This is a genomic window from uncultured Amphritea sp. (assembly GCF_937127095.1).
Classification (GTDB): domain Bacteria; phylum Pseudomonadota; class Gammaproteobacteria; order Pseudomonadales; family Balneatricaceae; genus Amphritea.
Genome location: NZ_CAKZLP010000060.1, coordinates 108,074 through 122,303 on the forward strand (window position 1 = coordinate 108,074; position 14,230 = coordinate 122,303).

14 protein-coding genes are annotated in these 14,230 nt (G+C 50.7%); 2 read left to right on the forward strand and 12 right to left on the reverse strand.

Annotation, left to right across the window (positions count from 1 at the left end):
• Positions 1 to 19 precede the first annotated feature (19 nt).
• From Q0499_RS15195 to Q0499_RS15205, 3 genes are all read right to left on the reverse strand, one after another.
• Complete coding sequence (locus Q0499_RS15195) at positions 20 to 1,396, reverse strand: FAD-binding oxidoreductase (protein ID WP_299200715.1); 1,377 nt, start codon at positions 1,394 to 1,396, stop codon at positions 20 to 22.
• A 258-nt stretch (positions 1,397 to 1,654) separates the two neighbouring features.
• A complete protein-coding gene (locus Q0499_RS15200; protein WP_299200717.1) occupies positions 1,655 to 2,101 on the reverse strand; it encodes an adenylyltransferase/cytidyltransferase family protein in 447 nt (148 codons plus the stop codon).
• Positions 2,102 to 2,173: 72 nt separating this feature from the next.
• On the reverse strand, positions 2,174 to 2,827 hold the full coding sequence (locus tag Q0499_RS15205) for a CDP-alcohol phosphatidyltransferase family protein (protein ID WP_299200719.1): 654 nt from the start codon (positions 2,825 to 2,827) through the stop codon (positions 2,174 to 2,176).
• 603 nt (positions 2,828 to 3,430) lie between these two features.
• Between Q0499_RS15205 and Q0499_RS15210 the strand changes: the two genes are divergently transcribed.
• Positions 3,431 to 4,297, forward strand: coding sequence for a metallophosphoesterase (locus tag Q0499_RS15210; protein WP_299200721.1), 867 nt, complete (start codon positions 3,431 to 3,433; stop codon positions 4,295 to 4,297).
• 65 nt (positions 4,298 to 4,362) lie between these two features.
• Here Q0499_RS15210 and clpX read toward each other — a convergent pair whose 3' ends face one another.
• The 9 genes from clpX to Q0499_RS15255 form a co-directional block, all read right to left on the reverse strand.
• The gene (gene clpX, locus Q0499_RS15215) at positions 4,363 to 5,655 is read right to left on the reverse strand and encodes an ATP-dependent Clp protease ATP-binding subunit ClpX (protein WP_299200723.1); all 1,293 of its coding nucleotides are present in this window, start codon (positions 5,653 to 5,655) and stop codon (positions 4,363 to 4,365) included.
• Entirely contained in the window at positions 5,652 to 6,530 is an 879-nt protein-coding gene (gene nifM / locus Q0499_RS15220) for a nitrogen fixation protein NifM (RefSeq protein WP_299200725.1), read from the reverse strand. The genes clpX and nifM overlap by 4 nt, the downstream gene beginning before the upstream one ends.
• The gene (locus Q0499_RS15225; protein WP_299200727.1) at positions 6,523 to 7,026 is read right to left on the reverse strand and encodes a nitrogen fixation protein NifZ; all 504 of its coding nucleotides are present in this window, start codon (positions 7,024 to 7,026) and stop codon (positions 6,523 to 6,525) included. Before Q0499_RS15225 ends, nifM begins: the two co-directional genes overlap by 8 nt.
• A gap of 6 nt (positions 7,027 to 7,032) precedes the next feature.
• A complete protein-coding gene (locus Q0499_RS15230; RefSeq protein WP_299200729.1) occupies positions 7,033 to 7,359 on the reverse strand; it encodes a nitrogenase-stabilizing/protective protein NifW in 327 nt (108 codons plus the stop codon).
• 9 nt (positions 7,360 to 7,368) lie between these two features.
• Positions 7,369 to 7,893, reverse strand: coding sequence for a hypothetical protein (locus Q0499_RS15235; RefSeq protein ID WP_299200730.1), 525 nt, complete (start codon positions 7,891 to 7,893; stop codon positions 7,369 to 7,371).
• 2 nt (positions 7,894 to 7,895) lie between these two features.
• Entirely contained in the window at positions 7,896 to 8,699 is an 804-nt protein-coding gene (gene cysE / locus Q0499_RS15240) for a serine O-acetyltransferase (RefSeq protein ID WP_363317810.1), read from the reverse strand.
• A gap of 69 nt (positions 8,700 to 8,768) precedes the next feature.
• Complete coding sequence (gene nifV, locus Q0499_RS15245) at positions 8,769 to 9,935, reverse strand: homocitrate synthase (protein ID WP_299200732.1); 1,167 nt, start codon at positions 9,933 to 9,935, stop codon at positions 8,769 to 8,771.
• 480 nt (positions 9,936 to 10,415) lie between these two features.
• Entirely contained in the window at positions 10,416 to 11,732 is a 1,317-nt protein-coding gene (locus tag Q0499_RS15250) for a (Fe-S)-binding protein (protein WP_299200734.1), read from the reverse strand.
• A 201-nt stretch (positions 11,733 to 11,933) separates the two neighbouring features.
• Positions 11,934 to 12,863, reverse strand: coding sequence for an ADP-ribosylglycohydrolase family protein (locus Q0499_RS15255; RefSeq protein ID WP_299200736.1), 930 nt, complete (start codon positions 12,861 to 12,863; stop codon positions 11,934 to 11,936).
• 87 nt (positions 12,864 to 12,950) lie between these two features.
• Between Q0499_RS15255 and Q0499_RS15260 the strand changes: the two genes are divergently transcribed.
• Entirely contained in the window at positions 12,951 to 13,847 is an 897-nt protein-coding gene (locus Q0499_RS15260) for an NAD(+)--dinitrogen-reductase ADP-D-ribosyltransferase (protein WP_299200738.1), read from the forward strand.
• Positions 13,848 to 14,230 lie beyond the last annotated feature (383 nt).

Below are 14,230 nucleotides of genomic sequence, written 5' to 3' on the forward strand. Positions count from 1 at the left end.
GAGAACACCGACTATTTTATTAAATAACCCGGCCACTGTTTAAGATCCCTTTAGGATCTAAGGTGTCTTTAAGTTTGTGCATCAGGGCGATCTCTTCCTCTGTTCTGGAGTGATGTAAGTACTTTCTCTTTAGCACACCGATACCATGCTCGGCAGAAATCGAACCCTGATATTCACCGACAACCGCCATCATCCTGGCAGAGATCGCCGCTAAATCGTCTGCTGATCCCGTGCCGGCACAGATATGCAGATTACTGTCACCGATGTGACCAAAAATACGCAGTTTGATCTTCGGGAATGTGGCATAGAGCATCGGCTCTAAATGTTCCATAAAGGCCTGCATTCGATTGATTGGCACGCTGATATCGGTGTTAACAACCGGCCCCATGACAGATAACAGTTCGCCAATACTATCGCGTATCATCCAGAAAGAGTCCGCATCGGCAACGGATTGTGCTACGACGACATCGGTGGTCATCCCCTGCTCCATGGTCTGAAATAACACTTCGCTAAACATTTCACTATCGTGCTGATAATCCTGACCGCTGTATTCAATCAGGACATAAAAGGGATGGGCTTCCTGAAAAGGACTACGGGCCTGTTCTACGGTTTCTATCACGTCGTTATAGTAGTTCGCCCACATCACCTCAAAAGAGCTAAGCCCTTCCCCCAGTGATGCATAGGTGTATTTCAGCAGTTTCAGAATAGTCGGGAAGTCCGGTGCCGCGCAGAGGGCCGTCTGAACAGATGTCATCTTTGGAAAAAGGCGCAACACCACTTTTGTCACGATCCCCAGGGTTCCTTCGGAGCCGATCAGCAACTGCTTCAGATCAAAACCGGCATTATTTTTTAACATCTTATTGAGTGAGCTGATAATGGTGCCGTCGGGCAACACCGCTTCCAGCCCCAGTATTAAGGCACGTGCCGACCCATAGCGAATAACCTGATTACCTCCGGCGTTGGTGGCGACATTACCACCGATAGTGCAACTCCCCCGTGAGCCCATATCCAAAGGGAAGCACAGCCCAACCGCGTCGGCCGCTTCCTGAATCACCTGCAGAGGCGTTCCGGCATAAGCGGTCAGTGTCATTGAGTCCACATCAACCTCTATTACACCCGTCATTCTTTCCAGGGATATCGCCATCTCTTGCTCTTGTGGAACAGCACCGCCACTAATACCGGTCATGCCCCCCTGAATAACAATCCGCTGTTCTACCGCATTACACAGCTTAACAGCGGTGGACACCTCTGCTGTGGTCTTCGGTCTGACCACAGCCAGCGGCAGCATCCCCTCAACGCCACTCCAGTCGGTCTTACATCTGTCACCCATCGATGCACCGGTAAGTACCGCTTTGGGGCCGAGGTTTTCAGTCAGTTGTTGGAGGATATCGCTCATGAATTCACTTCTGCAGAGATAGTAAAAACACAGATAATACACAAACATAAACAGGGAGGCCCATTATGTTGTCATTAATGGCTAGATGAAAACAGAACCGGGGCACTCTCTGGTTGAGAGCTATTTTTCAGATACGCTCTTTAGACAAGCTTTTGAGATAAGCATTTAAAAAACCAAGCAGGATACTCAATCGTTAACAGAGTTCAAAACAATCAATTACGGGGGTTTTACTCCCCCTGTTTTGCTCTACTGACGATATCAGGACGCAAAAACCAGATTTGAATCGTTTGATTTATAGGGCTGGGTCATCACATTTTGCTTTATCGTCGATGAGGATGTGCGCGGGTTGTAGGCCACTTGCCTGATCTGCTTGCCTTCCGATTCCAGATAGGCTTCTACCGCGACATTGTGAGGCTGGCTTCCCCAGTCTTCGCCAATCACGAAAATATCAGCACTTACCTCTTTGCAGCCGGATACATATTCAAGTTCATAGTATGGCAGCACAATATCAACACAACGCAACGCCCTAAGCATCTCCATCCGTTGTTCCAGCGGAATAACCGGCACATTGGGTTTGTAAGAGCGGACAACTTCATCTGAAGCAACGCCAACGGCCAGCACAGCCCCTAATGACTTACAGTATTCGAGTAACGCAACGTGGCCTACATGCAACAAATCAAACGTACCTACGGTATATACAATCATGGGTAGTTTATCCCCTCTTTGAATTATTTTAAGTGCCGTTGGTAACGACACTGCTGCCAGTACTGTTACAGGCTATAGAAGCTGCCAACTGTAAATACTGGTGATTCCGAGCGTATAAAACGCCAGTAAAAAAACGTTTCTGGGATTGCCAGACAGTTTTGGGGTTTTAATTTGAGAAACATTCAGCACAGCAAGCCCTACGGCACTGACATAGAACAGCACAGCGAATATCTCCCGGGGAATAACGCCCTCCAGGAGAAAGATAAACACCAGCAAAATGCTGTTGTTATCCATGGCAAGGCCGGTGTATCTGGACTGGTCTGACAAACCATAGGTACTGAAGTAACTCAGGCGTATCGCGCTGGCAGCAATGACAATGAAAGCCGCAGGCAGAAAGACAGGATCAAACTGTCCATAACTCAATAAAAGAATTGCGGGGGTGACGCCATAGCTGACAATATCTATTACCAGATCCAGCTGACCACCAAAAATCCGGTCATTGCCGGTACGCCCCTTCATGCGTCGCGCCACCAGACCATCGGCCCAGTCGAAGGCAACGGCCCATATCATGCCGATCATCGCGGCTTCATACACGCCGAGAATACAGAAATAGATCGCAGATAGTGTGCAGGCCAGGCCCGCAAGTGAGCAGAGATTAGGCAGGTCTTTCACATAGGAAAGAATCGCGGGTTGTAGTTCATGAACGTCTTCAGTAGTGGTAGTCATGGTGCTCCTGAGAGAAAAGGAAAAATCAACAACGCACCATCACTCGCTGAAAAATCATGGGCAGCAGCTGCTCAACATCAGAGATATGCGAACAATCGGGCCATTCCCATAGGTACTGAGAAGCACTGATAGTCGGTGCGAAAATCTACTCTATTTGCGTACAGGCAAATAGGTGAAAAAGGGTCGAAAAATGCGCTTTGAAAAGGCTCTTAAAGAAAGCTAAGAAAACAAGCTCTGGAAAAAGTCAAAAAAGCCGTGTCGAACAATAAAGCTAACAATAAGAAGAATAGCGGCGTGCTGGCCAGTAGGCCCGATGCAGGGGAAACTAACTCGTACACTATACCCGCTATTAGGTCGGGCTGACAGCGATAAGATGGAACTGCCGGTTTAATCGCTTATTCAGCGATTAAACCGCTAAGGAAAATCAAATAAACCTGCCCATTTCCTAATCGCTTTTTATATCGCTGTTGTTTGTCACAGTATGTTGACATACTCAGGGGCTATTGGTGGAAGCTCTGTGCAACTGAACCCAGATTACTCGCCTGAATGCTGCTTTATTGGCACAACTCACCTGCTTAGGCAAAGGGTTTTACCCGACACAAAATGAATCTACTACACATCTCAGATATGCATTTTGGCCCCCGACACTGGTTGGGGAAAAGTGAGCTGTTGCTGGAAAAACTGAACAGCTATGCTGCCGATATTGTCATCAACACCGGCGATAATACGACCGACGCTCTCGAAAGCGAGTTTGAAGCCGCTGGTAATTTTTTAAAGGCGATTAACTGCCCGCATATCGTCTCGATTCCGGGCAATCATGACAAACGCAATATGCGCAGTGCTGATTACTTTCGTCAGTATATCGACGATGTAGATGTCCTTCGCCCCCTGAATCGGAAGAATTGTAAGAAGAATAATATTTTTCTGCTTGGCAGTACCAATGGCATAAAAGACCATTTTACCGATATCAATTTCCTGAAAAACATCAGCATCAACGGTGAATCGATTCTGCTGGTCTGCCTCGATGCCAACTCGCTCTATGACGATAACGGATTTGTCGATAAGGAGATGCTGAGAACGCTGTCTGATGCTATTAGCAAAGCCAGTTATGATCGCATACTGCTGCTGAATCACTACTCCATCCTCGATACTGATTCAGATCCGCTGTTCAACTCAAGAATGGTTGTCGAATTTATACGCGAGCATAAAATAGAACATGTTTTCTGCGGCCATACCCATCAACTGTCGATTATGCGGTCAACCGATCTGTACCACCGGCACACCTTCACTCAGTATAAGAATGGATCACTGTCCAGCAGTAATACCCCCAACGATACCAATATGTTCCTCTACTACGAGAATTTTGGCACCGACGCCATGGTTATCCATGTCGTCAGAGGGACGGTAAAAAACAGATCGCTGACGTTCAAGGAGGAGATAATCCCCTATTTTCCAGTCGCAGAAAACTGAGATCTGGGACAGTCCTCAGACTGTCCCGCTTTTTCGCGCCACGAACAACGAGCAACGGCTTTTAGTTAACCGTCCGCAGCTTCTGCAGTAGAAAACGTCTCTTCAGAAGGATCTAGCAGAACCTCTCTGACGATCAGCTCGCTGGCATCATCAACCCCTTCACGGTCAACAATCACCTGTTTCAGCTGTGGATTCGATGGCATCTCGTACATGCTCTTACGCAGCACAGATTCCATAATCGAACGCAGCCCCCGGGCACCGCTGCCACGGGCGCAGGCCAGTTCCGCTATCCGTGTCAGAGCATCATCGGTGAACACCAGATCAACCCCCTGATAGGAATACAGCTGTCGATACTGTTTCTGCAGCGAGTTTTTCGGCTCGGTCAGCACCCGCACCAGCGCTTCGGCATCCAGCTCATGGAGGAAGGTGACCACCGGGAAACGCCCGACAAACTCTGGGATCAGACCAAATTTCTGCAGATCTTCCGGTTTCAGCTCGGCCAGCAGTTCATCATGGGTGTGCTCTTTACCCGCCACAAATGCGGCCTGAAAGCCAATACCTACACCATCTGGACGTAACCGCCCTTTGACATGATCCTCCAGACCGGGGAACGCGCCGCCTACGATAAAGAGAATATTGGTGGTGTTGATCATCTCATCGCCGTTATCACCACGACGCCCACTTTTCGGCAATTTGACATCATGGCCTTCGACCATTTTTAGCAGAGCCTGCTGTACACCTTCACCGGAGACATCGCGGGTGGAGGCAGCCCCACCACTTTTATCCGCCAGCTTGTCCACCTCGTCGATGTACACGATACCCCACTGGGCGCGTTGCACATCGCCATCGGCAGCATCCACCAGCCGGCGCATAATCACATCAACATCTTCACCGACATAACCCGCCTGAGTCAGGGTGGTGGCATCGGCCACGACAAAGGGTACACCGATCACCCGGGCCAGACTTTTCACCAACAGGGTTTTACCGGTGCCGGACGGGCCAACCATCAGCACGTTGGATTTTTCAAGTTCGACGCCGCCATCGATATCGGTAATCGAATCGTTGCTGTTAAGGTTTAGCAGCCGCTGATAGTGGTTATAGATCGCAATGGAGAGAATCTCTTTGGCCCCCTCCTGATCGATTACATACTGGTCCAGATGCGCTTTGGTTTCTTTAGGCGTCATCAGCGATTCAGACAGGTCATGTTGCTGCGCCTTCTGTCCCCAGCTGCTGGAAACTTTATAGGCCAGTTCAACACAGGCAGAACAGATAAAGCCTTCATTACCGGATATCAGCGGCACTTCGGCAGACTGCTGCACACCACAAAAAGAACATTTGATTTTTTCTTTATCACTCATGAATTCACCACCTGTGGCATCTCTGTCTGATGCGTAAGTTGTTCTTTAATCCACTGCCGCTGATAGATCGCTTGCTGTCGATCACGCAGTGATGCTTTGAGTTTGGGCATAACCTCTTCAAGTGGGACGGTGCGGGGCGGATTAACCTCGGTGCAATACAGCAGATGAAAACCGATCGACGACTGCACCGGTTCGCTGATCTGCCCTGCTGGCAGCGTAAACAGCACCTCATCCAGCTCCGGATAAAGCTGTCCCCGTTCAACCTCGCCTATCTTTCCTCCATGCAGTGCAGTCGGACATTCGGAGTGTTTTTGCGCTTGTTCTTTAAAGCGCGAGCGCTTCTTAAACACCCGGTCACGAATTTCACAGATACGGGCAAATGCCTGATCCGCACTGTTTTCAGCATAATCATCATTAACCGTAATCAGAATGTGGTGCGCTGTGCGCCGCTCTTTGACAGCAAACCGGTCCGGATGAAAGTAGTAGAACAGCTCAGCTTCGGCATTGCTGACCTCGGGAACGCTGGCGGAAACCCGCTCAAGTGTGGCCTCGACCAGAAGGTCCCGACGAATCCCCTCGCGGAGAAAATCCAGGGTCAGATCCGCCTGTTCAAGCGCATGATCGAACGCGATCTCGTTTTCATAGCGTTCCATGATCTCTTCAATCGATTTCTTCACCTGGCCTTCGGAGATAATCACCCCCTGGCACATGTCAGAACTCAGCACCGCCCGTTCGATCTCCATCTGATTGGCGATCAGCCGGGCCGCTTCTCTTTTCTGTTTTGCATCCAGTTGGTCAGGTGCGCACTCAAACTGACTCCACGACAGTTTGAACAGCGCATAAACCGCTTCTGTCTTGCCACCGGAATTAACCATAGTCTCCTCCTCGTGCCGCTTCGGTGCCTGGGTCAACAGAATCATCTGCATCCGCCCTTGCCGGTGCTGCTTCCAGCGCCCGTTCAGGAATGCAGATACTGTGGCCGTTGATATACAGGTTGTACTGAATATCACTCTGGTCTTCCCGCAGAACGCCCTCAATCTCACCCTGATCACCTTTACTCGCAATCAGTTGCTCACCCATGCGCAGATCGCACAGAATCAGCACTTTATCCCTGAACTCAAAGCGGTTCTGAATCCATTCGGCATCGGCAGCAATCAACTCCTCTTCACGACACCCGACGGTGCGCCCGGCCTCTAAAAAATGAACCCGGTAGATCAGCTGGTCCTGCAGGTATGTACCCACATCGTAAACACAGCCCACTTCACCCCGGCGCATCAGTAGTTCACCCACCTCTGTTCCCGGATAGGTACCGTCATTACGCACATTTCGGATTAATCTGACTTCACTGCCGTATTCATATTTAGGCCGCATAAGGCATTACTCCAGAATCTGATCGAGCGGCACAAAAGTGGTTTGCGGGCCTTTCATATGGAACACCCGAAATACCTTTTCAGTCAGCGCATCGGAGCTGACAAAATCCTCATAGGCTTTTGTCAGATACTCTTTATACGCCGCTTTATAGCCGTCCATATCGGCGACCTGATCCGCGTCGGGCAGATCTTTAAGGTAATCGTGGAAACGCTGCATAATGTGCAACCGGTTCACCTGTACCACGCTCTTATCGAACTCAATGTCGAAATACTCAAGAAAATCTTCAGCTGAACTGAGTTCTTCCAGGTCATCCATAAAAGTCATATCACTCATCGTCTCACCTCATGCACTCATTCGTTGATCTAGCGAATAGATCCCTTTCTGGTTGTAAGCCACTTCTAATAGCGACCGGGCGCCCAGGCGATCAGGGCTATCCAGTTCAACCACTTTTTCCAGCCGGTCGATACCCTCTTCAAGCTCTCCCAGGCGCAGACACAGATAACCGCTGCCTTTCAGCACCAACAGATAAAAACGCACCATGCCAAATGACTCAACCATGCCGTAGGACAGATGCTGCAATGTCATCCGCCGCCAGCCCAGGTCAAAGCCAAACATCCGCCCGGAAACATCCAGCGCTTCCTCAGCAATACCCAGCGCCTCGATATAACGATGCTGGTAGTAATAAAACCGGTACAACGCCACCAGCACCATCAGGTTATCAGGGGCCATAAAGCGCGCTTTCATCAGAAAAGATTCAGCCCCGCCATCGCCATACGCCTCTGCGGCCTGATTCAGTAATGCCATCACCTCTGGCGCTAAAGGCGCTTCAAAATAAAGATCACCGTCTTCAAAACTGTGCAGATCCATAATCATTCTCCATGCGCATGCGCATATTTCTTGCCGTCAGGGCACTCGTTGTCACATATATCGCTGTTGGGCTCACACTGACTGTAAAATTTAAACTGATAACCGACCTCCAGCGCGCCCTGCTTTTCCAGTTGCGCTTCAAGCTTATCGATCCTCTCCAGCATGCAGGCCATCGCCCGGCCGACAGGGTCGGGAATCATATGATGGTTAAGATTGATGCCGCCCGGCCCCGCATTGACTTTTTGGTCGGTGACCACCCGACCCGGAATACCGACGACGGTGCCACCCTCGGGTACATTGCCGACAACCACAGAGTTCGCGCCTACCCTTGCATCTGCACCAACGATGATCGGACCCAGAATTTTTGCGCCAGCACCGACCAGAACCCGATCTCCCAGGGTTGGATGCCGCTTACCTTTATTCCAGCTGGTACCTCCCAGAGTAACGCCGTGATACAACGTCACATCATCACCCAGTTCAGCAGTCTCACCGATAACAACACCCGCACCGTGATCAATAAACAGCCGGGCACCGACACGGGCACCGGGATGAATATCGACGTTGGTCAGCAAGCGCACCAGATAAGCCAGTAAGCGAGCACTGAAAAACCACTTAGCTTTCCATAGCTTATGTGCAAGCCGATGCATCAGAACCGCATGAACGCCGGGATAGGTCAGCAAAATCTCAAAGTAGTTTCGTGCCGCAGGATCACGGTCGAAGACGCAGTTCACATCCTCTTTCCAGGTCGCCCAAAGCCCCTTCGGACTGCTGGTCATCATTGGGATAGCCTCCATTTTCATATTCATCCGCGTCGCCCTGCACTATCCGCTGCAATCATTAATACAGCACACTGCATGCCAGATTTGAGCGCGTGTTCAAAGTGCCACAATAGATGGTTCATAGATCTCTCCCGCAACCGGTAAAAGTTCTTCACTGAGACGAATCAGCTCTATCGCGGAGAGACTTTGTTTATTCAGAGTGACCCGCTGACGGATTTCGGCCAGGAGGATCTCCGCCTGATCGCGGCTGAGTGAGATTCCCAATTCCTGATAGACATGTTTAACCGTGTTCGCTCCGGAATGCTTACCCAGCACCAACTGATGTGAGCGACCCAGCTTAAGCGGGTCAAGCCCCTGATAGTTGCGCTGATCTTTTAGTAAGCCATCGGTATGAATGCCGGACTCATGGGTAAAAACATGGCTGCCAACCACACTTTTCTGACAGTGAACCAGCCGCCCGGATGCCTGTTCAACCCGGGCTGAAAGGCTTGGAAGACTAGTGAAATCAACACCACAATCGATGCCGTAAAGCTGTGATAACCCGATAACAACCTCTTCCAGGGCGGCATTACCGGCCCGTTCGCCCAGACCATTCACGGTGGTGTTCACATGGGTGGCCCCGGCACAGACGGCAGCCATTGAGTTGGCGGTGGCCAGACCCAGATCATCATGGGCGTGCATCTCAATCTCCAGATCGGTCGATGCCCTCAGGTCGCTGATAACACTGAACAGAGAGAAGGGTTCCATCAACCCCAGAGTATCTGCATAGCGAACCCGTTTAGCACCGGCATTGGCTGCCACTTCAAACATGGTTTTCAGAAAATCAGGCTCCGCCCGCGAAGAGTCCTCACAGCCAACACTGACGCTAAAGCCCAGATCAACCACGGTTTTTACGTAGTAATCGATCTGCTGCAACACCCACTCTGGGGTTTTACCCAACTTATACCGGATCTGTTGTGCTGAAGCCGCGATGGAGAGATTGAGGGTATCCACACCGGTCGTTTTAGCCGCCGCAATATCGGTGTCACACATCCGACACCAGACCATCAACTGCGGACGCTGAGGCAGCGCAGCAATCGCACGGATCACCTCGCACTCAGCGCTTCCCATCGCCGGAATACCGATCTCCAGTTCAGGTACACCCGCCTGATGCAGTGCCTGTGCAATCGCGATCTTCTCATCCGCATTGAAAGCAACACCGGCAGTCTGCTCACCGTCACGGAGCGTAGTATCGTTGATTGTCACTATTCTGTTTGCAGACATCAGGAACCTCACTGGACCTTATCGTATGACTGAGCTTACTAACGAAAAATGTGTTAATTCGCGTTCATTGCATAGGGATACTGCAAACTACATTCCAAGTAATAATATCTTTATAAACAATCAGTTATAAAAAACTTACATTCGACAACACACAACAAAGCTGAGTCTTTGTCAGAAATGCTACATAAGCAGGAAGGTGTGCTCCCGGTGAGATGAGCGCTCAACAAACGGGTTTACCCGGGGATGTTGAGAAGAAGAAAAAATATCATGGCATAACAGCATCGATATCATCAGAAGGACTGACTTGAATCGCAGAAAAACAGCGGTGACGCCGGAGAGGAACGCGGTCTTAAACAAAGGCTTTCCAAAACAAAAACTGTGTTTAACATCAGCAACGTCTGGTCGTACGTGATGGCCCTGTTAACGGCCTGCCAGACGTGCGGATGAGGGTGATACAGGTCTCTGTTATAAAGTCCGCAGCTATAACGTCATCTGCAACAGTTCAGCCAGATGCAGCGTCTTGCGCTCGGCATAGTGCAAGATCTGCGAGCGGCAGGAGAAACCATTGGCGATCACCAGCGCGTCCGGCTCGGCTGCCAGCGCCGGTTGCAACGACAGATTAAACATCTTTTCAGAATCCTGCTGATGCTCTTTTTCATAGGCAAAACTACCGCCACCGCCGCAGCAACTGGTATCGATAAACTCAAACTCAAGCTCCGGTATCAGTTTCAAGACTTTGCGCACGGACTTCATCGCGCCAACCGCTTTCTGGTGACAATGACCATGCACCAACACCTTTTTCTCAATTGGTGTACGCTGTGGCAGGTTGAACCGTCCGGCGCTGATCTCCCGGGCGATAAACTCTTCAAACAGGTAAACATTTTTCGCCAGCGCAGTGGCGTTTTCATTCAGACCCAGCTGCAGGTATTCATCCCGCAGCATCAGTGCTGATGAAGGTTCCAGACCGATGATCGGCGTATTACTGGCAATATACGGGCTGAGTTCATCCAGCAACCGGGATGCTTGCTGGCGGGCCTGATCAATATTGCCCGATGAAAACCAGCTGCGTCCTTCAATCACACCACCCCGGGCACCTAGAAAGCGCACATCATAACCCGCCCGGGCCATCACTTCCTGAGCGGCGATAAAGATCTCGGGGGAAAAGCCTCGGGATAAACTGTCTGTCAGCATCAGGACAGTGTTCTCTTTTATACCAACCACGTTGCCCGGTGTTACCTCGGCCAACCGATGGCGACTGGGCAGGGGCAGCGCTACTTTGGCGCTGATACCGATAGCGCGTTCCAGCCAGCCACTAATGAGCGGACTGCGATTGCGTAAAGCAACGCCTGCGCGCAATAGATTGGGGAACCGGAGTAACAAAGGCAGGTTGGCAAATAACCGGTCCCGCAATTGATAGCCGCTACGATTGTCAGGTTGGGCCAGATATTCCGAGCGGATCGTCGCCAGATCCAGGCCACTTTCACACTCCCGTTTACACCCCTTACAGCCGACACAGGCACGCATCGCTTCATCTAACTGCTGCTTCTCTGCAGCGGTAATCTCATCATTCAGCAGCCGTTTTAGCAGCCGACTTCGGCCGCCCGGAGAGAAGGCAGCATCCTGCCGCACCCGAAAGCTGGGGCACATCACGCTTTTTGTCACAGGCCTGAGGCACACCAGGCTGTTGATACAAACGGACACAGCTTTCGCAAAGTTTCCGCCGGTTTTGGGTATATCCGCGTAGGCATCGCCCAGCCCCGCGCTTTCATAATCTGACCAGTCTAAATTCGGTTTCATAAATCGCTTTCTGTCAGGTGTTGATCATTGTCTGGTTGCAAAACATACGCCAGCAACAAAAACACAGCTAACTGATTGATCTGCATAACGTTGTCCGATGTGTAACAAAAATAGACCCCAGCCGGTACGTCAGAGGTTTGTCATGTTTATGACAATCACACTTAGCCCGGCTTCTCTTATCAGCGCTTAACGGCGCATCGCTTAACTGATCAGCGTCGAGCTGAGCTTTGCTTCGGTTGTTTGTAGATAGAGCTGATCCGCCAGCGACAGCAAAAATGTTTTCTGATGTAGCAGGTCAAGCCAGGAGGGTCTGATACCGTTGACACCGTAATAAGCCCCGGCGATCTGACCACATACTGCGGCGGTGGTGTCCGCATCATCCCCCAGATTAGCCGCCATCAATACCGCATCGTCAAAGCTATCTGTGTGAAAAAAGCACCACAACGCCGCCTCAAGACAATCGATCACATAGCCGCTGCCTCTGATCTCAGCAATCGGTTTTTGTAGAAACTCCTCGGTGGCGATCAGCCTGACTTTTTTGCTTTGCGGCAGATATCCCGCTGACGACATCAACATATTTTTATTGGCACCGCGAATGCAGCGGGCAATGATGGCCGCGAAATAACAGCAGGCATCAATGCACTCCGGCGCACCATGGGTCGTGCGGGAAGCATCACTGACATAGCCCATCAAATCCGGATGTTCGCTGTAATACAGCACCACCGGCGCCAGTCTCATCAGTGAACCATTACCGGCGGACATCGGATGGGTATCCCCACTGAAAGGCTCCGCCGATGACTCAAACAGATGCAGCGCATTCGCCACTGTTGCGCCAATATCAAAACAGCGCCCGGTACTGCTGTGCAGCCCCTCTTTCCACCAGCGAGCGTAGCGCTGCATCTGATCCCGGGCGTCAAAACCGTTGCACTCAATCAGTGATTCCGCCAGACAGATCGCCATCGAGGTATCGTCGGTCCACTGCCCCGGTTGCAGATAAAACGGGCCGCCACCGACCATATCGTCAATCGGCGTAAAACTGCCGGGAGGCTTAAACTCCAGCGTGGTACCGATCGCATCGCCTACCGCCAGCCCGAGCAAGCAGCCCTGATAACGCTCATTGAGTGAAACCATTTTCTCTCCTTATTGACGCAGATCACCCGGCAAGTGACCATCACCCATATAATAGTGCGAAACGTGTCGATGAAGATTTAGCAGCGCATGGCAGACTCACCCTTAGAACTGATCCAACATATAGCCCCTGGCGAACCGACACTGCCCGTTTACGCACGCCTGCCCGTTAACCATTGCAATTACCCTGCCATCATATTGGGCAGCCTGACATTTCAGCGCTATCCGGAGGCGATCTTTCTCGACAATATAGCGACGTTCCATCAACCGCTGTTTAACCATTTGGATAGCATAGAAGTGACTGCTGACAGAGCCACTGCGTTTGAGACCTATATGCAGGCGTCGTTTCTGCTTTCTACCCCTGAAGAAGCGGGCTATCAGGCAACTGAACGGGCGTCTGACGCGGTAACCACAGTTCAACAAAACAACAAAAAAGCACGCCACAAGGCTGATTACCGACGATTATTGCGCGGCTGGCTGTTCGACTCCGACAGCCGTGAAGCGGCGGTGATGAAAGGCTGGGTAGAGTCCCGCTTTGGCTTACTGGCCCGCAACCACAAAGGCCCGCTGCGGGATTTCGAATCAGAGATCTACTTCAACTATACCCAGGAACGCAGTGCCGGTCTGTACAACACCAACAGCCTGGAAAGCCAGCTGGATCTGCTGTACAGCTATTGCCAGTATGAACTACACCGACGTTTCCCTGAGCGCCGACACTACCAGCTCTATCGCGCCACCAATCGGTTGGATGAATACGACACCCTGTTTCAGGGGCCAAAAACCCGTTCAGCGGTGATTCTTAACAACCTGACATCCTTCAGCAGCAGCCTGGAACAGTGCGACAGTTTTGGCGACACCTTGCTGCAATGCCAGGTACCCTTCAGTAAAATCCTGTTTTTCCCCGACCTGCTTCCCGGCGCATTCAGATGTGAGAGTGAATATATCGTGCTCGGCGGGCTGTATCAGGTCAGCAAGGTCGCGATTTAAGTTATATCGGGTCTGATCTGACTTGAAAAAAACAAACCGGGAAGGGAGGAACGAGATCTAATCCGCCATGCAATAGATGCAATAAGTCATGAAAAAAGTGCTTAAATACTTTGCCAATGGCCAATTGAAAGGAGTTGCAGCCGCAGGCCCGCATTGAGCAATTTGTTATGTTTTATATATGCATTCCCACGCGGGAGCGTGGGAGCGAGACAAGGTTATATCTACCCAGACCCTGTTCAAAAGAAAGTGCCCCTTGATCAGGGAAGGTTCGCATTCCCGCGAGCTTTATACCCACACTGACAACTAGTTTAGATACTAAACGTTTACCAAACTAAACAGTTATGCTTATATTCATTCTTAAACCACAACAATAATAGAGGTTA